Origin of the sequence: Streptomyces fructofermentans (assembly GCF_014651055.1) — a bacterium.
GTDB classification, from domain to species: domain Bacteria; phylum Actinomycetota; class Actinomycetes; order Streptomycetales; family Streptomycetaceae; genus Streptomyces; species Streptomyces fructofermentans.
On sequence record NZ_BMWD01000021.1, the window covers coordinates 24,119 to 41,056 of the forward strand.

The window sequence follows — 16,938 nt, forward strand, 5'->3', positions numbered from 1 at the left end:
GTCCGTGTGGCTGGACACCTCGGAGGCCGTTGTTTCACGTGAAACAACGGCCTCCGAGCGCGTCAGCGGTCCCCTACTTGGCGGAGATCTCCGACAGGCAGAGGGTGAAGTCGCTGCCGCCGCCGGTCTCGGTGTACTCGGCGTACTTGGTGCGGTCGCAGCCCGAGTCGTTGCTCTTCTTCTGCTCGACCTTGTACGCGGCCTTGGAGTTGCTGCAGTCCACGACCTCGAGCTCCGGGTCGGTGGCGCTGTTCGGGTTGCCGATGCTCATGCAGTCGCCGACCTTGGCGGCCTGAGCGTCGTCCCGGCTCGCAAGCCAGCCGGCACCGGCGACTATGAGGGCGATGACGATGATGATGACGCGGAAGTACTTCTTGATGCTGCGCTTCGGCGGCTCCGGCGGAACCGGCGCGTAGGGCGCGGCCGGCTGCTGGCCGTACGGGTTCCCCTGGGGCGGCTGCCCCTGAGCGAACGGATTCTGGCCCTGGGGCGGCGGAGTGGTCACTTGGGGGTCCCCCTTGTACGTAGGAGCGCTTGGCGCGAAATAAGACGCACGTAAGCTACCGGTCGCCGCTGACAACTCTGTAGCCCGGATGGGCTCTGTGTCATTGATGTGACACTTAGTGCAGCTCAAATCGGGCCATAGCGGCAGCTACCGCTCCGTAGGTAACGGCCACCGTGATCACCAGTGCGACTGAGCGGCCGTCAGCAGGCAGCATCAAGGCGGCCACCGCCGCCGCGCCGACGAAGGCGACGTTGAACAGGACGTCGTAAACGGCGAAGATCCGGCCACGGAAGCCGTCGTCGACCGACGACTGGACCAGAGTGTCGGTGGCGATCTTCGCTCCCTGGGTCGTCAGCCCCAGGACGAAGGCCGCGATCAGCGTGGTGACTTCCTTGAACGGCAGCCCCAGCGCGGGCTCCAGAATCGCGGCGGATCCGGCGCAGACGGCGATCCAGCCGCCGGGCCCGAAACGCCTGGCTCCCGCCGGAGTCAGTACGGCCGCGGCGAAGAAACCCGCCCCGGAGGCGGCCACGGCCAGTCCCAGCAGGGCGAGCCCGTCGTCGTCGGGTCCGGACGACCAGGCGTACCGGCAGAGCATCAGCACCATGACCGTCAGCGCGCCGTAGCAGAACCGCATCAGCGTCATCGCTGTGAGCGCCCATGCGGCCTCCCTCCGCGCGGGAGAGGCCAGATGGCGTACACCCGCCGCCAGGCCGCGTGCCGAGCCCAGGAGTGCCTTCCGAAGTCCGGGCCGTGCGGACTTCCGGTCCGGGCCGAGCAGGTCCGGTGCCAGGCGGAGCGAGGCGAGCGCGGAGCCCATGTACAACGCGGCGCCGACCAGGACCACTACGGCGTCGGAATCCGAGCCGACGATCCGTACGACGAACGCCAGTCCGCCGCCGACGGTCGCCGCGAGCGTGCCGGCCGTGGGAGAGAGGGAGTTGGCGACCACGAGCCGTTCGGAGTCGACGACGCGGGGCAGCGCGGCGGACAGGCCCGCCAGGACGAAGCGGTTGACCGCGGTGACGCACAGGGCAGAGGCGTAGAAGAGCCAGTCCGGTACGTGGCTGAGCATCAGGACGGCCGTCAGCGCGGCCAGCAGGGCCCGCAGCAGGTTGCCGTACAGAAAGACCTGGCGGCGTCGCCAGCGGTCGAGGAGGACGCCCGCGAAGGGGCCGACGAGTGAGTACGGCAGGAGCAGCACGGCCATGGCGGACGCGATCGAGGCCGCGGACGTCTGCTTCTCGGGCGAGAAGACGACATAGGTGGCGAGGGCCACCTGGTAGACACCGTCGGCACCCTGCGAGAGCAGTCGTACGGCGAGCAGACGCCGGAAGTTCCGGAAGCGCAGAAGTACACGCAGGTCCCGTACGACAGCCATGGGCACAGCCTCACATACGGCTGAGGTCCCCGGGTGCAGCACCCGGGGACCCTCAACAGACCTTGGCGCGTGGTGTCCCGCCGCGCCGTGGTGTGGCCTGGATCAGCGCTCGACCTCGCCCTTGATGAACTTCTCGACGTTGGCGTAGGCCTCGTCGTCGAAGTACTGGACCGGCGGGGACTTCATGAAGTAGCTCGACGCGGAGAGGATCGGGCCGCCGATGCCGCGGTCCTTGGCGATCTTCGCGGCGCGCAGCGCGTCGATGATGACACCCGCGGAGTTCGGGGAGTCCCAGACCTCGAGCTTGTACTCGAGGTTCAGCGGGACGTCGCCGAACGCGCGGCCCTCGAGGCGGACGTACGCCCACTTGCGGTCGTCGAGCCACGCCACGTAGTCCGAGGGACCGATGTGGACGTTCTTCTCGCCCAGGTCGCGGTCGGGGATCTGCGAGGTGACGGCCTGCGTCTTCGAGATCTTCTTGGACTCGAGGCGGTCCCGCTCCAGCATGTTCTTGAAGTCCATGTTGCCGCCGACGTTGAGCTGCATGGTGCGCTCAAGACGGACACCGCGGTCCTCGAACAGCTTCGCCATCACACGGTGCGTGATGGTGGCGCCGACCTGCGACTTGATGTCGTCGCCGACGATCGGGACGCCCGCCTCGGTGAACTTGTCCGCCCACTCCTTGGTGCCGGCGATGAAGACCGGAAGGGCGTTGACGAAGGCGACCTTGGCGTCGATGGCGCACTGGGCGTAGAACTTCGCCGCGTCCTCGGAACCGACGGGCAGGTAGCAGATGAGAACGTCGACCTGGCGGTCCTTGAGGATCTGGACGATGTCGACCGGGGCCTCGGTGGACTCCTCGATGGTCTCTCGGTAGTACTTGCCGAGACCGTCGAGCGTGTGACCGCGCTGGACCGTGACGCCCTTGCTCGGGACGTCGCAGATCTTGATGGTGTTGTTCTCGCTGGCGCCGATGGCGTCCGTGAGGTCGAGGCCGACCTTCTTCGCGTCGACGTCGAAGGCGGCGACGAACTCGACGTCACCGACGTGGTAGTCGCCGAACTGGACGTGCATCAGGCCCGGCACCTTGGTCGCCGGGTCGGCGTCCTTGTAGTACTCGACGCCCTGCACCAGCGAGGCGGCGCAGTTGCCCACGCCGACGATGGCTACGCGAACCGAACCCATTCCGGTTGCTCCCTGTTTGTTCTCGGTGAAGTCCCGACCGGGCTTCACGTGGCGGTGTCGTCGAACGGATCCGGCCCGGGGATTTCCCCGTGCCGGGGCAGGCCGCCCGACTCTCCAGATGTGCTGTCCTGCTGAGCGGATCCTTCGGACGCGGGACGACGCTGGTCCCGACCGGCCCGCTCGCTCTCGATGAGCTCGTTCAGCCAGCGCACTTCGCGCTCCACGGACTCCATTCCGTGGCGCTGGAGCTCAAGCGTGTAGTCGTCGAGGCGCTCCCGGGTGCGCGCCAGTGAGGCGCCCATCTTCTCCAGTCGCTCCTCGAGGCGGCTGCGGCGGCCCTCGAGCACCCGCATCCGTACATCCCGCGACGTCTGCCCGAAGAACGCGAAACGAGCGGCGAAGTGCTCGTCCTCGTAGGCGTCGGGGCCCGTTTGCGAGAGGAGGTCCTCGAAGTGCTCCTTACCTTCCGCCGTCAGCCGATAGACGATCTTGGCCCGGCGTCCGGAGAGCGCTGTCGCGAGGGCGTCCTCGGGAGTACTTCCCGATTCCTCGATCAACCAGCCGTTGGCGACCAGCGTCTTGAGGCAGGGGTAGAGCGTCCCGTAGCTGAACGCACGGAACACACCCAGTGACGTATTGAGGCGTTTGCGCAGCTCATAGCCGTGCATCGGGGACTCGCGGAGCAGGCCGAGGACGGCGAACTCGAGGATCCCGGAGCGCCGGCTCATCTCGCCTCCTCTCTGCCGCGGCCCTGCCGTGACGGTCTTTATGCCGAGCTGATGTATCGACTCGATACATCAGCACGATAGATCGGTTGCGCTCATGGGACAAGAGGGGGCACGGTGAACGGCGTCACATCGGAGATTCAGAAGGAGCAAGTTGCCTGATTTGAGGTGAACTTCGGTCCTAGGCGGGGTTTGACGGTGCGTAGTCTGTGCGCCATGCAAACCACGGGGAACCGAGTGACGCGTGGGGACGTCCTCGTCCCCGGTGCAGTACGGGTGAATGCAACAACGACCGCATCCGTACTTCGGGGGGACCGGAAACCAGCTGCCGTTTCCAGGCGCGCTCACACGCGCCTGCCCGAGGAGTAATCGTTCGATGAGCGAGCACCGTCGCAAATCGCCGCAGCCGCAGGGCGGCGGACGTGCCGCGGCCCGACGCGGCCAGACAGGTTCGTCCTCCGGCCGCCGTGCGGCACCGCGAGGCGCAACCGGGTTTCCTTCCGACTCTTACGACTCGGGAGGTGACGAGAACCAGTCCGGCAGCCGCGCGGAGTCCCGCCGGGCTGCCCAGAGGAGCACGGGCGGTGGCCGGCGCAGAGCCGCCGATGGCCCCGCAGGGGCCGGCCGACGCGGTGGCTCCGGGCTGCCCGGAGGCCCCGGCAGGGTCCGGGCCCGTGGAGCAGAGCCGCCGAACAAGCGGATCATCGACTATCCCCGCGCGGGCAAGTACGGGGGTGCCCGTTGGGTGCCGTCCTGGAAGCTCGTGTCGGGACTGTTCATCGGCTTCTGCGGCAGCATGATGGCCGTCGCGGGGGTCGCGTACGCGCTCGTGGGCGTTCCCGAGGTCGCCAAGACGGCGGAAGCGCAGAACAACGTCTACTACTGGTCCGACGGCACGCAGATGGTCGCCACCGGTGGTGAGACGAACCGGCAGATCATCGACTACTCGCGCATTCCCAAGGAAATGCGCTATGCGGTCATGTCAGCCGAGAACAAGACGTTCGAGAGCGACAAGGGCGTCGACCCGATGGGTATCGGCCGCGCCCTGTTCAACATGGCCAAGGGCGGTCAGACCCAGGGTGGCTCCACGATCACCCAGCAGTACGTGAAGAACGCGATGCTGGACGATCAGTCGCAGACGCTCACCCGGAAGTTCCAGGAGCTCTTCGTCTCCATAAAGGTCGGCGCCCAGGTCGACAAGGAAGACATCATGGCCGGCTACCTGAACTCCGCGTACTACGGGCGCGGGGCCTACGGCATCCAGGCGGCCGCACGGACGTACTTCGGCAAGGACGCCGAGGAGCTCAAGGCGGACCAGTGCGCGTTCCTGGCCGCCGTGCTCAAGGGCGCCACGTACTACGACCCCGCCGGCGCGACCTCGGTCGATCCCGCCGCCACCCCCGAAGCCAACCGGGACCGGGCGGAGCGGCGCACGGAGTGGATCCTGAACGAGATGGTCAAGGACGGTCGCCTGAGCGCGACCGACCGGGCCAAGTACAAGGACTTCCCGACGCTCAAGAGCCCGCGTTCGAACGCGCAGCTCGGCGGCCAGGTCGGCTACCTCGTGGACCTCGCCAAGGGCTACATCGTCAACAACAGCGAGAAGACGGGGATCACCGAGAACCAGCTCCAGCGGGGCGGCTACGAGATCCACACGACCTTCGACAAGAAGAAGGTCAAGCAGCTCGAGGACGCCGTCAAGAAGGTCCGCAAGGAGAACATCAACACCAAGGTCCGCCCCAGGACCGACAAGCACGTCCAGTTCGGTGGAGCGTCCGTCAACCCGGAGTCCGGGGCCATCGAGGCCATCTACGGCGGCGAGGACGCGACGAAGCACTTCACCAACAACGCGGACCAGACCGGTGCCCAGGTCGGTTCGACGTTCAAGCCCTTCGTGCTCGCGGCTGCCATGAAGTGGGGTGTGCTCGACCCCGACGGTGAGCCGACCCAGGCCCAGGACGAGCGGATCAAGATCTCCCCCAAGAGCCTGTACAGCGGTAAGAACAAGCTCAAGATCCAGGAGTACGACGGGAGCGTCTGGACGGACAAGGACGGGCAGGAGTGGCTCCAGCGCAACGACGGCGACGAGTCGTACAACCCGCCCAACTTCCAGATCGACCTGCGTGAGGCGATGCGCGTCTCCTCGAACTCCGCCTACGTCCAGCTCGGCATGAACGTCGGTCTGGAGAAGGTCAGGGAGTCCGCCCTGGACGCCGGCATCAAGCCCGGTTCCCTGGCCAGCGCCAACTTCCCGTCCTTCTCGATCGGTACCTCCGACCCGAGTGCGATCCGCATGGCCGGCGCCTACGCGACCTTCGCGGCGAGCGGCAAGCAGAACGAGCCGTTCTCGGTCGACGAGATCACCAACAAGGACGGAGTCGTCTTCAAGCACGACGACGTGGCGACGACCAAGCAGGCGTTCACCGCCCAGGTCGCCGACAACGTCACCGACGTGCTGACGACGGTCGTGGACAAGGGCACGGGTACGGCGGCGAAGCTCGCCAACCGGCCCGTGGCGGGCAAGACCGGAACCACCGACGGCAACAAGTCGGCCTGGTTCGTCGGCTACACCCCGCAGCTCTCGACCGCGATCTCCATGTACCGCATGGACGACGACGAGTCGAACAAGAAGCGCGAGTTCCTGGAGATGTACGGAACGGGTGGCCAGGACAAGATTCACGGCGCCTCCTTCCCGGCCGAGATCTGGCACGACTACATGGAGAAGGCGCTCAAGAACGCGAAGGTGGAGCCCTTCCCGACGCCTGAGCCCATCGGTCAGGTCGTCAACGACGTCCCGAGCCCGACTCCCACCCCCTCGCCCACCGAGACGGAGGAGGAAGAGGAGGAGAGCGCCCCGCCGAGCCCCACGCCGAGCAGGCCGGAGTTCTCCCCGTCGCCCACGCCGACTCAGACCTGCGGCAGCTTCGGCTTCGGTTGTGAGGACGACGGAGGCAACAACAACGGCGGCACCGATACCGGTGGCTCCAACGGCGGTGTGACCGCGTCACCGACGGAATCCGATGACACGGGGAACAACAGAGGCAACGGCAATGGAGGCCTTTTCGGAGGATCCTCCGGATAGCTGCCGCTGTGGGTGTTTCACGTGAAACATTCGCAATGAGGTGTTTCACGTGAAACGAGGGCCGCCGCACCGACTCGGTGCGGCGGCCCTCGGCGTATTCCCAGGCGCGTACGGCAGGATGTGCGGCATGCCCAGTGCAGAAACGACGCGAGTGAGCGCGCACGAGCCGGACCTGGTGCGGCCGACCAAGGAGGACCCGGTCGCTGCGGCCAGCAGTGAGCTGTTCGGCGGCCCCCTCGGGCGCCGCGCCCTGCTCGGCGCGTCCTGGTGGACCCCCGTGCGCGTCATCGCGCTGGTCGCCCTCGGCATGTTCGCCCTCGGCATGGTGCAGAAGCTGCCCTGCTACGACGGCGGCTGGTTCTTCGGGGCCAGCTCGCAGTACACGCACGCCTGCTACTCGGACATCCCGCACCTCTACCAGGGGCGCGGCTTCGCGGACGGGCTGGTGCCGTACTTCGACAAGCTCGAAGGCGACATGGAGTACTTGGAGTACCCGGTGCTCACCGGTGTCTTCATGGAGGTCGCCGCCTGGTTGACCCCGGGCAGCGGCAGCATCCAGCACCAGGAGCAGGTCTACTGGATGGTCAACGCCGGGATGCTGATGGCGTGTGCCGCCGTCATCGCCGTGTGCGTGACCCGCACCCATCGCCGCCGCCCCTGGGACGGCCTGCTGGTCGCCCTGGCCCCCGCCTTCGCGTTGACCTCCACCATCAACTGGGACCTGCTGGCGGTCGCTCTGACGGCCGCGGCGATGCTGATGTGGTCCAGGAGCCGTCCGCTCGCCTTCGGGGTCCTCCTGGGGCTCGCCACGGCCGCGAAGCTGTACCCCCTGTTCCTGCTGGGGCCGCTGCTGGTGCTCTGCTGGCGGGCGGGGAGGTGGCGGGAGTTCGGTACGGCGCTGCTCGGCGCCGTGGGCTCCTGGCTGATCGTGAACGTTCCGATCATGCTGCTGGCGCCCGAGGGGTGGGCGAAGTTCTACTCCTTCAGCCAGGAACGCCCCATCGACTTCGGCTCCTTCTGGCTGATCATGTCCCAGCGGTTGGAGCTCCAGCTCGCCACCGAGACCGTCAACACCATCGCCACCCTGCTGATGCTGGTCTGCTGCGTGGGCGTCGCCGCCCTCACGCTGACGGCACCGCGCCGGCCGCGCTTCGCCCAGCTGGCCTTCCTGATCGTGGCGGCCTTCATCCTCACGAACAAGGTTTACTCGCCCCAGTACGTGCTGTGGCTGATCCCGCTCGCCGCGCTGGCCCGCCCGAAGTGGCGCGACTTCCTGATCTGGCAGGCGTGCGAGGTGGCGTACTTCCTCGGCATCTGGATGTATCTCGCCTACACGACCAGCGGCGACGCCCACAAGGGGCTGCCGACGGAGGGCTACCAACTGGCGATCCTGGTGCACCTGTTGGGGACGCTCTACCTCTGTGCCGTCGTGGTCCGGGACATCCTGATGCCCGAGCGGGACGTGGTGCGCAGGTCCGGGGACGACGACCCGTCCGGCGGGGTGCTGGACGGGGCCGAGGACGTCTTCGTCCTGGGCGCCGCGGCCCATCCGCCGAAGCACGCGGCGCAGTACGACGGCCCGTACGTCGACTGGGGGAACGAAGGGGAGCCGGCGCAGCGGCGTTCGCTCTGAGCGAACACGATTGGGCGGGCCCACGACGAAGGGCCGTACACGGACTCCGTGTACGGCCCTTCGTCGTGCCGGCTTCCGCCGTGGTGCGTCCGAGCCGTCAGACCTCGACGATGCGGTCGAACTGCGTGGTGGTGTGGCGCAGATGGGCCACCAGCTCCTCGCCGACCGTCGGCTCCGGGGCGTCCGAGGGCACGAAGAGGATCGACACCTGCATGTGCGGGGGCTCCGCGAACCAGCGCTGCTTGCCGCCCCAGACGAACGGGGCGAGGTTCCGGTTGACCGTGGCCAGACCGGCGCGGGCAACGCCCTTGGCGCGCGGCATGACGCCGTGCAGGGCCTTCGGGGCCTCCAGGCCCACCCCGTGCGACGTACCGCCCGCCACGACGACCAGCCAGCCGTCCGAGGCGGCCTTCTGCTGGCGGTACCCGAAGCGGTCGCCCTTGGAGACGGGCGTGACGTCCAGGACGGCCCCGCGGTACTCCGTCGCGTCGTGGTCCCCCAGCCAGAGCCGGGTGCCGATGCGGGCGCGGAAGCGGGTCTGGGGGAACTGCTGCTGCAGCCGGGCGAGTTCCTCGGCCTTGAGGTGGCTGACGAACATGGTGTGCAGCGGCAGGCGTGCCGCGCGCAGCCGGTCCATCCAGCCGATGACCTCCTCGACGGCGTCCGAGCCGTCGGTGCGGTCCAGGGGAAGGTGGATCGCGAAGCCTTCGAGCCGTACGTTCTCGATGGCGGCGTGGAGCTGGGGCAGGTCCTGCTCGCTGACTCCGTGGCGCTTCATGGAGGACATGACCTCGATGACGACACGGGCCCCCACGAGGCCGTAGACGCCGTCGACGGACGAGACCGACCGGATGACCCGGTCGGGCAGCGGAACGGGCTCCTCGCCGCGTCTGAAGGGCGTGAGCACCAGGAGATCGCCGCCGAACCAGTCCTTGATCCGAGCGGCCTCGTACGTCGTGCCGACGGCGAGGATGTCGGAGCCCAGGCGGGTGGCCTCGTCCGCGAGCCGCTCATGGCCGAAGCCGTAGCCGTTGCCCTTGCAGACCGGGACGAGCCCCGGGAACTGCTCGGACACGTGCTTGTGGTGCGCCCGCCAGCGCGCGGTGTCGACGTAGAGGGTGAGCGCCATGGCCGGCCCTGGAACCTTTCTCGTGGCAGCGGTGTATCAGAGGTGTGAAAGCTGATTCTGGTACGTCAGCGGCGCGACATGTAGATGTCGAGCGCCTTGTGCAGCAGCTTGTTGAGCGGGAAGTCCCATTCGCCGAGGTACTCCGCAGCCTGCCCACCCGTGCCCACCTTGAACTGGATGAGTCCGAAGAGGTGGTCGGTCTCGTCCAGCGAGTCGGAGATGCCGCGCAGGTCGTAGACGGTGGCACCGAGCGCGTAGGCGTCCCGAAGCATCCGCCACTGCATCGCGTTCGAGGGCCGGACCTCACGCCCGATGTTGTCCGAGGCGCCGTAGGAGTACCAGACGTGTCCGCCGACCACCAGCATCGTGGCGGCGGACAGGTTCACACCCTCGTGCCGGGCGAAGTAGAGCCGCATGCGGTTGGGGTCCTCGGTGTTGAGGGCCGTCCACATGCGCTGGAAGTACGACAGCGGTCGGGGCCGGAAGTGGTCGCGCAGGGCGGTGATCTCGTAGAGGCGCTGCCACTCCTCCAGGTCCTGATAGCTGCCCTGGACGACCTCGACGCCAGCCTTCTCGGCCTTCTTGATGTTGCGTCGCCACAGCTGGTTGAAGCCCTTGTGGACGTCCTCGAGGGAGCGGTTGGCGAGCGGCACCTGGTAGACGTAGCGCGGCTGGACGTCACCGAAGCCGGCGCCACCGTCCTCGCCCTGCTGCCAGCCCATGCGGCGCAGCTTGTCGGCGACCTCGAAGGCGCGCGGCTCGATGAAGTCCGCCTCGATGTCGCGCAGTCGCTTGACGTCCGGGTCCTGGATGCCGCGCTTGATCGACGTGGCCTCCCAGCGCCGGATGATCACCGGCGGGCCCATCTTCACGGAGAAGGCGCCCTGCTGCTTGAGGTGCGCGAGCATCGGATCCAGCCAGTCGCTCAGATTCGGCGCGAACCAGTTGATGACCGGGCCCTCGGGCAGATAGGCGAGGTAGCGCTTGATCTTGGGCAGCTGGCGGTACAGAACGAGGCCCGCCCCGACCATCTCGCCGGTCCTGTCGTCGAACCATCCGAGGTTCTCGGAGCGCCACTCCGCCTTGACATCTGCCCAGGCGGGGACCTGCATGTGGCTGGCCGCGGGCAGGCTCTGGATGTATGCCAGATGCTGCTCTCGGCTGATGGTCCTCAGGGTCAGGCTCATTCGGGGCGCTCCTCGGGCTGGTGTGTCCCCATGGGTACAAGGGCTCCGGCTCTCGCGCCGAAGCCTACTGCGCCCTGCGAGCGCCCTGCCTGGCCGTATGGAACCTGTGCCCCGACCGGCACGCGGCCGGGGCACTGCGAGGTCCCGTCCGGCCGTCGCGGCCGGCATTCCGTGAGGCCGCCGCCCGGTGTCCGCCGGGTCGGCGTGGCGGTCAGATGAGTCCGCCGTGAGCCATGCCGAGGTAGAAGCCGACGGCGGAGGCACCGAGGCCCAGGATCATCCCGAAGCGTTCCCGGGTCGTCACGGAGACGAACTGTCCGGCCGCTCCGCTGAGGATGCCCACCAGGCCCGCCCAGGAACTGAGCACGTGAAGGTGGTGGAACATCGCGGTGACGAAGGCCAGGACTCCGAGGACCAGCGTCACGGCGAGCAGCGTGTCCTGCAGCGGATGGGGCTTGTGGTCGGTGGCGAGCAGGGAACCGACGGTGTTGGGTCGCAATGCCTGTGCCATGTGGCACCTCCTGCGGAAGGCGGCGCATGGTAGCGCCGTACACACCCGATCCGTACAGATTGCCGGTCTACGGGCCCGGATTTCAACCGGAAGCGGGTGTGCAGGTAGTCTGTACCGTCTGCACCAGTGTCTGCCCAGGCCATGACATCGTCCATCGCTCGGTTCTCCGGTCGACGGGCCCGATTGTCAGTGGCGGCGGATACCGTTGCTTACGCATCACAACCCTCCTGCCACGGAACGACCGTGGCCGCTGAGTCCAAAGGAGGTGGGTTCCACATGCGTCACTACGAGGTGATGGTCATCCTCGACCCCGATCTGGAGGAGCGCGCTGTCGCCCCCCTGATCGAGAACTTCCTCTCCGTCGTCCGTGAGGGCAACGGAAAGGTCGAGAAGGTCGACACCTGGGGCCGTCGTCGGCTCTCGTACGAGATCAAGAAGAAGCCCGAGGGCATCTACTCGGTCATCGACCTGCAGGCCGAGCCTGCGGTCGTCAAGGAGCTCGACCGCCAGATGAACCTGAACGAGTCGGTCCTCCGGACCAAGGTCCTCCGTCCCGAGACCCACTGAGCTCTCCAGCTCAGCTGAACTCGGGCATCGAGTAGCAGCACCAGCAGCCAGCAGCAAACCCGCCGAGAGGTTCCCCCATGGCAGGCGAGACCGTCATCACGGTCGTCGGCAATCTTGTCGACGACCCCGAGCTGCGCTTCACCCCCTCCGGTGCGGCGGTCGCGAAGTTCCGTGTCGCGTCCACTCCCCGCACCTTCGACCGTCAGACCAATGAGTGGAAGGACGGCGAGAGCCTGTTCCTGACCTGCTCGGTCTGGCGTCAGGCGGCGGAGAACGTCGCCGAGTCGCTCCAGCGAGGCATGCGCGTCATCGTGCAGGGCCGGCTGAAGCAGCGGTCGTACGAGGACCGTGAGGGCGTCAAGCGCACGGTCTACGAACTGGACGTCGAGGAAGTCGGCGCCAGCCTGAAGAACGCCACGGCCAAGGTCACCAAGACCACGGGTCGCGGCGGCCAGGGTGGTTACAGCGGCGGCGGCGCCGGCGGCGGCCAGCAGGGTGGCGGCGGTTGGGGCGGAAGCTCCGGCGGCGGTCAGCAGGGTGGCGGCGGCGGTGCTCCCGCCGACGACCCCTGGGCGACCAGCGCTCCTGCCGGCGGAAACCAGGGCGGCGGCGGAGGCGGCTGGGGCGGAAGCTCCGGCGGTTCCGGCGGTTCCGGCGGCGGCTACTCGGACGAGCCCCCCTTCTAGGCCCAGTGCCGAAGGTGGGCCGTACCCACACTTCTTGATCACACAGGAGAAACACCCATGGCGAAGCCGCCTGTGCGCAAGCCGAAGAAGAAGGTCTGCGCATTCTGCAAGGACAAGGTCACGTACGTGGACTACAAGGACACGAACATGCTGCGGAAGTTCATTTCCGACCGCGGCAAGATCCGTGCCCGCCGCGTGACCGGCAACTGCACGCAGCACCAGCGTGACGTCGCCACGGCTGTGAAGAACAGCCGTGAGATGGCGCTGCTGCCCTACACCTCCACTGCGCGATAAGGGAAGGGTGACCGAAACATGAAGATCATCCTCACCCACGAGGTCTCCGGCCTCGGTGCAGCGGGCGACGTCGTGGACGTCAAGGACGGTTACGCTCGCAACTACCTGATCCCGCGGAACTTTGCGATCCGCTGGACCAAGGGCGGCGAGAAGGACGTCGAGCAGATTCGTCGTGCTCGCAAGATCCACGAGATCGCGACCATCGAGCAGGCCAACGAGATCAAGGCCCGCCTCGAAGGCGTCAAGGTCCGTCTGGCCGTTCGCTCCGGCGACGCCGGTCGTCTCTTCGGCTCCGTCACCCCGGCCGACGTCGCTTCGGCGATCAAGGCTTCCGGTGGCCCCGAGGTCGACAAGCGCCGCATCGAGCTGGGCGCGCCGATCAAGACGCTGGGCGCTCACGAGACGTCCGTGCGTCTGCACCCCGAGGTGGCCGCCAAGGTCAACATCGAGGTTGTCGCAGCCTGACCGCTGCGCTCGGCAGAGCTGAGAGAAGGGCCGCACCCCCTGGGGTGCGGCCCTTCTTCATGGGTTCAGCGCGGACCGGGCTCGTTTCGGCAGCTTCCGTGGTGCAAGCCCGCCCGGTGTTTCACGTGAAACCACGTGATCTGGTCCTGCCGTGAGCCGTGAGCCGTGAGCCGTGAGCCGTGAGCCGTGAGCCGGCGCGCACGGGAATGGCGTGGGTACGGGTGCGTGCCCACGGGCGGCACTGTTTCACGTGAAACGCTCAGCGCGTGGCGCCTGTGACGACCCAGCGGCCCGAGCGGGTGCGGAGCCACAGTGTCAGCATTCGCATGGTCATCATCAGGGTCATCGCGGCCCACAGCGCGGTCAGTCCGCCCCCGAGGACGGGTACCAGCAGAGCCGCGGGGGCGAAGACCGCCAGGGTGAGCAGCATGGCCCGCGCCAGATACGGGCCGTCCCCGGCGCCCATCAGCACGCCGTCCAGGACGAAGACGATGCCGCAGATCGGCTGTGAGAGCGCGACGATCAGCAGAGCGGGCAGCGCCACGTCGTGCACCGATGAGTCGCTGGTGAAGAGGGGGAGGAACAGCGGACGGGAGACGATCACCAGTCCGCCGAGCACGACACCGACGCCGATGCCCCACTCCACCATGCGGCGGCACACGTCCCTGGCGCCCTGTGCGTCACCCGCCCCCAGGTAGCGTCCGATGATGGCCTGTCCGGCGATGGCGATGGCGTCGAGCGCGAAGGCGAGCAGGCTCCACAGCGACAGGATGATCTGGTGCGCCGCGATGTCGGCGTCACCGAGCCTGGCCGCTACGGCTGTCGCGATCATGAGAATGGCCCGCAGCGAGAGGGTGCGGACCAGAAGTGGTGTGCCGGCTTGAGCGCACGCGCGTATCCCGGCGAGGTCGGGGCGCAGTGACGCCCCGTGCTTCCGCGCCCCGCGGACGACCACGAACAGGTACGCGGCGGCCATGCCGAGCTGAGCGATGACGGTGCCCCAGGCGGAACCTGCGATGCCGAGGCCTGCGCCGTAGACGAGGCCCACGTTGAGGACGGCGTTGGCGACGAAGCCGGCGACAGCGACGTACAGCGGTGTCCTGGTGTCCTGCAGTCCGCGCAGAACGCCGGTGGCTGCGAGGACGACGAGCATCGCGGGGATACCGAGGGCCGAGATGCGCAGATAGGTGATGGCGTAGGGCGCGGCAGTCTCGGATGCGCCGAAGAGGTCCACCAGCGCGGGCGCCAGCGGAAGTACGAGAGCGATGACAGCGGCTCCGAGCAGCAGGGCCAGCCAGATGCCGTCCATGCCTTGACGGATGGCAGCCTGCAGATCGCCGGCGCCGACCCGTCGGGCGACGGCGGCCGTGGTCGCGTACGCGAGGAAGACGAAGACGCTCACAGCGGTGGCGAGGAGTGCCGCCGCGATGCCGAGGCCGGCGAGTTGCGCGGTGCCGAGATGGCCGACGATGGCGGTGTCGGCCATCAGGAAGAGGGGCTCGGCGATGAGTGCGCCGAAGGCCGGAACGGTCAGCGCGATGATCTCTCGATCGTGCCGACGCCGGGCGGTCCTGGGCGCCGCGGGAGCCTGTGTCATGGGCATCAATCTAATCTTCCACAGGTAAGAGATGCAACTCGCTGTAGACCCTTACTTGGAGTCTCGTTGCGCGCGGCGTCGCGCGTCATTCGCGTCGATCTTGAGCCCGTGGGAAAAGTTTTTCTTCTGCACAGGCGGTGGACGGGATACCTGCAGGTCAACGGGGATACGGAAAACTGTCTGAGTGCTTGTTCACAGGGCTGTCCACCGAGTCGTACACAGGTTTCGCGGAGTTCTCCACAGCATAGGGGCCGTCGTCCACATGGCCTGTGGATAACCAGATTGGCTGACGGTGCCCGCGGGCCTACCGTGGTGCGGCGCCTGTCCCCTCCTCCGTCCTCGGAAAGCTCACAAAACCGACGCGTCAGAACCGGAGTCGGGCGTCCCAATTGTCAGTGTCGTGCCGTAGGAATGAGTGGCACGGCGAGGTCCGCGCGGCGGACGGGAGGAGGTGGTCCGGTGAGTATCTCCGAACCCTTGGACGACCCGTGGGCCGACAGCGGTCCCAGTGATCGTCTGCCCGCCTCCCGTCGGCGCCGCGACGGGGGCCGAGGCCGCGACGGGGGCCGAGGCCGCGACGACCAGCACGACCGCGGCTCGGACGACGGCGGCTGGGACGGTGGGGGCTCCTCCTTCGAGCGGGTGCCGCCGCAGGACCTGGACGCCGAACAGTCCGTCCTCGGCGGCATGCTGCTGTCCAAGGACGCCATCGCCGACGTCGTCGAGGTGCTCAAGGGCCACGACTTCTACCGTCCGGCGCACGAGACGGTCTACAGCGCGATCCTCGACCTCTACGCGAAGGGCGAGCCCGCCGACCCGATCACGGTCGCCGCGGAGCTCACCAAGCGCGGCGAGATCACCAAGGTCGGCGGCGCCTCCTACCTGCACACGCTGGTCCAGACCGTCCCCACCGCCGCCAACGCCGAGTACTACGCGGAGATCGTGCACGAGCGCGCGGTCCTGCGACGCCTGGTGGAAGCCGGCACGCGCATCACACAGATGGGATACGCGGCCGACGGCGACGTCGACGAGATCGTCAACAGCGCCCAGGCCGAGATCTACGCGGTCACCGAGCAGCGCACGACCGAGGACTATCTGCCGCTCGGCGACATCATGGAGGGCGCGCTCGACGAGATCGAGGCGATCGGCTCGCGGTCGGGGGAGATGACCGGTGTCCCCACCGGCTTCACCGACCTCGACCAGCTCACCAACGGCCTGCACCCCGGCCAGATGATCATTATCGCGGCCCGCCCCGCCATGGGTAAGTCGACGCTCGCCCTCGACTTCGCCCGCGCCTGCTCGATCAAGCACAACATGCCCAGCGTGATCTTCTCGCTGGAAATGGGCCGCAACGAGATCGCGATGCGTCTGCTGTCCGCCGAGGCGCGGGTGGCGCTGCATCACATGCGGTCCGGCACGATGACGGACGAGGACTGGACCCGCCTCGCCCGCCGGATGCCGGACGTCTCGGCGGCGCCGCTCTACATCGACGACTCCCCGAACCTGTCGATGATGGAGATCCGCGCCAAGTGCCGTCGGCTGAAGCAGCGCAGCGACCTGAAGCTCGTGATCATCGACTATCTCCAGCTGATGCAGGCCGGCGGTTCCAAGCGGTCCGAGAGCCGTCAGCAGGAGGTCTCCGACATGTCGCGAAACCTGAAGCTGCTGGCCAAGGAGCTGGAACTGCCCGTCATCGCGCTCTCCCAGCTGAACCGTGGTCCCGAACAGCGCACGGACAAGAAGCCGATGGTCTCCGACCTGCGTGAATCCGGATCCATCGAGCAGGACGCGGACATGGTGATCCTGCTCCACCGTGAGGACGCGTACGAGAAGGAGTCCCCGCGAGCCGGTGAGGCGGACATCATCGTCGGCAAGCACCGTAACGGCCCGACGGCCACGATCACGGTCGCGTTCCAGGGCCACTACTCGCGATTCGTGGACATGGCACAGACCTGACGTCGAGTCGGTGCCCGGCGCGTGGGTGCTGCTGC

15 protein-coding genes are annotated in these 16,938 nt (G+C 67.6%); 7 read left to right on the forward strand and 8 right to left on the reverse strand.

Annotated elements, in window-relative coordinates; all coding sequences use genetic code 11:
- Nucleotides 1–73: 73 nt before the first annotated feature.
- The 4 genes from IE265_RS25820 to IE265_RS25835 form a co-directional block, all read right to left on the reverse strand.
- Nucleotides 74–505: an LppU/SCO3897 family protein gene (locus IE265_RS25820; RefSeq protein WP_190038083.1), complete on the reverse strand. Its 432-nt coding sequence runs from the start codon at nucleotides 503–505 to the stop codon at nucleotides 74–76.
- A 115-nt stretch (nucleotides 506–620) separates the two neighbouring features.
- Nucleotides 621–1,886 (reverse strand): MFS transporter, encoded by a 1,266-nt coding sequence (locus IE265_RS25825; RefSeq protein WP_190038084.1) that lies wholly within the window; start codon nucleotides 1,884–1,886, stop codon nucleotides 621–623.
- Between the two features lie 102 nt (nucleotides 1,887–1,988).
- Nucleotides 1,989–3,071, reverse strand: a complete 1,083-nt coding sequence (locus IE265_RS25830; RefSeq protein ID WP_190038085.1) for an inositol-3-phosphate synthase — start codon at nucleotides 3,069–3,071, stop codon at nucleotides 1,989–1,991.
- Nucleotides 3,072–3,115: 44 nt separating this feature from the next.
- Entirely contained in the window at nucleotides 3,116–3,799 is a 684-nt protein-coding gene (locus tag IE265_RS25835; protein ID WP_190038086.1) for a PadR family transcriptional regulator, read from the reverse strand.
- Nucleotides 3,800–4,172: 373 nt separating this feature from the next.
- Here IE265_RS25835 and IE265_RS25840 point away from each other — a divergent pair, with 373 nt between their 5' ends.
- Together IE265_RS25840 and IE265_RS25845 are read left to right on the forward strand one after the other, a co-directional pair.
- A complete protein-coding gene (locus IE265_RS25840; RefSeq protein ID WP_190038087.1) occupies nucleotides 4,173–6,878 on the forward strand; it encodes a transglycosylase domain-containing protein in 2,706 nt (901 codons plus the stop codon).
- 118 nt (nucleotides 6,879–6,996) lie between these two features.
- Complete coding sequence (locus IE265_RS25845; RefSeq protein WP_190038193.1) at nucleotides 6,997–8,511, forward strand: glycosyltransferase family 87 protein; 1,515 nt, start codon at nucleotides 6,997–6,999, stop codon at nucleotides 8,509–8,511.
- A 97-nt stretch (nucleotides 8,512–8,608) separates the two neighbouring features.
- On the opposite strand, the gene IE265_RS25850 is transcribed toward IE265_RS25845, so the two are convergent.
- The 3 genes from IE265_RS25850 to IE265_RS25860 form a co-directional block, all read right to left on the reverse strand.
- The gene (locus IE265_RS25850) at nucleotides 8,609–9,640 is read right to left on the reverse strand and encodes an alanine racemase (protein WP_190038088.1); all 1,032 of its coding nucleotides are present in this window, start codon (nucleotides 9,638–9,640) and stop codon (nucleotides 8,609–8,611) included.
- Nucleotides 9,641–9,705: 65 nt separating this feature from the next.
- On the reverse strand, nucleotides 9,706–10,827 hold the full coding sequence (femX, locus tag IE265_RS25855; RefSeq protein WP_190038089.1) for a peptidoglycan bridge formation glycyltransferase FemX: 1,122 nt from the start codon (nucleotides 10,825–10,827) through the stop codon (nucleotides 9,706–9,708).
- 211 nt (nucleotides 10,828–11,038) lie between these two features.
- The gene (locus tag IE265_RS25860) at nucleotides 11,039–11,338 is read right to left on the reverse strand and encodes a hypothetical protein (protein ID WP_190038090.1); all 300 of its coding nucleotides are present in this window, start codon (nucleotides 11,336–11,338) and stop codon (nucleotides 11,039–11,041) included.
- Nucleotides 11,339–11,614: 276 nt separating this feature from the next.
- Here IE265_RS25860 and rpsF point away from each other — a divergent pair, with 276 nt between their 5' ends.
- From rpsF to rplI, 4 genes are all read left to right on the forward strand, one after another.
- Nucleotides 11,615–11,905, forward strand: a complete 291-nt coding sequence (rpsF, locus tag IE265_RS25865) for a 30S ribosomal protein S6 (RefSeq protein ID WP_005482942.1) — start codon at nucleotides 11,615–11,617, stop codon at nucleotides 11,903–11,905.
- Nucleotides 11,906–11,982: 77 nt separating this feature from the next.
- Nucleotides 11,983–12,591 carry a single-stranded DNA-binding protein gene (locus tag IE265_RS25870; protein ID WP_190038091.1) on the forward strand — a complete coding sequence of 203 codons (609 nt, stop codon included), beginning with the start codon at nucleotides 11,983–11,985 and terminating at the stop codon, nucleotides 12,589–12,591.
- Between the two features lie 57 nt (nucleotides 12,592–12,648).
- Nucleotides 12,649–12,885: a 30S ribosomal protein S18 gene (gene rpsR, locus IE265_RS25875; RefSeq protein WP_003949403.1), complete on the forward strand. Its 237-nt coding sequence runs from the start codon at nucleotides 12,649–12,651 to the stop codon at nucleotides 12,883–12,885.
- 18 nt (nucleotides 12,886–12,903) lie between these two features.
- Nucleotides 12,904–13,350: a 50S ribosomal protein L9 gene (gene rplI, locus IE265_RS25880; RefSeq protein WP_190038092.1), complete on the forward strand. Its 447-nt coding sequence runs from the start codon at nucleotides 12,904–12,906 to the stop codon at nucleotides 13,348–13,350.
- A gap of 259 nt (nucleotides 13,351–13,609) precedes the next feature.
- On the opposite strand, the gene IE265_RS25885 is transcribed toward rplI, so the two are convergent.
- Nucleotides 13,610–14,947 carry an MATE family efflux transporter gene (locus IE265_RS25885; protein WP_190038093.1) on the reverse strand — a complete coding sequence of 446 codons (1,338 nt, stop codon included), beginning with the start codon at nucleotides 14,945–14,947 and terminating at the stop codon, nucleotides 13,610–13,612.
- 459 nt (nucleotides 14,948–15,406) lie between these two features.
- On the opposite strand from IE265_RS25885, the gene dnaB reads away from it, so the two are divergent.
- The gene (dnaB, locus tag IE265_RS25890) at nucleotides 15,407–16,903 is read left to right on the forward strand and encodes a replicative DNA helicase (RefSeq protein ID WP_190038094.1); all 1,497 of its coding nucleotides are present in this window, start codon (nucleotides 15,407–15,409) and stop codon (nucleotides 16,901–16,903) included.
- Nucleotides 16,904–16,938: the final 35 nt, after the last annotated feature.

Excerpts from the sequence above, each read along its gene's own strand:
- IE265_RS25825 (WP_190038084.1), bottom strand. The coding sequence starts at position 1,886 with ATGGCTGTCGTACGGGACCTGCGTGTACTTCTGCGCTTCCGGAACTTC.
- IE265_RS25830 (WP_190038085.1), bottom strand. The coding sequence starts at position 3,071 with ATGGGTTCGGTTCGCGTAGCCATCGTCGGCGTGGGCAACTGCGCCGCC.
- IE265_RS25835 (WP_190038086.1), bottom strand. The coding sequence starts at position 3,799 with ATGAGCCGGCGCTCCGGGATCCTCGAGTTCGCCGTCCTCGGCCTGCTC.
- IE265_RS25840 (WP_190038087.1), top strand. The coding sequence starts at position 4,173 with ATGAGCGAGCACCGTCGCAAATCGCCGCAGCCGCAGGGCGGCGGACGT.
- IE265_RS25845 (WP_190038193.1), top strand. The coding sequence starts at position 6,997 with ATGTGCGGCATGCCCAGTGCAGAAACGACGCGAGTGAGCGCGCACGAG.
- IE265_RS25850 (WP_190038088.1), bottom strand. The coding sequence starts at position 9,640 with ATGGCGCTCACCCTCTACGTCGACACCGCGCGCTGGCGGGCGCACCAC.
- femX (WP_190038089.1), bottom strand. The coding sequence starts at position 10,827 with ATGAGCCTGACCCTGAGGACCATCAGCCGAGAGCAGCATCTGGCATAC.
- IE265_RS25860 (WP_190038090.1), bottom strand. The coding sequence starts at position 11,338 with ATGGCACAGGCATTGCGACCCAACACCGTCGGTTCCCTGCTCGCCACC.
- rpsF (WP_005482942.1), top strand. The coding sequence starts at position 11,615 with ATGCGTCACTACGAGGTGATGGTCATCCTCGACCCCGATCTGGAGGAG.
- IE265_RS25870 (WP_190038091.1), top strand. The coding sequence starts at position 11,983 with ATGGCAGGCGAGACCGTCATCACGGTCGTCGGCAATCTTGTCGACGAC.
- rpsR (WP_003949403.1), top strand. The coding sequence starts at position 12,649 with ATGGCGAAGCCGCCTGTGCGCAAGCCGAAGAAGAAGGTCTGCGCATTC.
- rplI (WP_190038092.1), top strand. The coding sequence starts at position 12,904 with ATGAAGATCATCCTCACCCACGAGGTCTCCGGCCTCGGTGCAGCGGGC.
- IE265_RS25885 (WP_190038093.1), bottom strand. The coding sequence starts at position 14,947 with ATGACACAGGCTCCCGCGGCGCCCAGGACCGCCCGGCGTCGGCACGAT.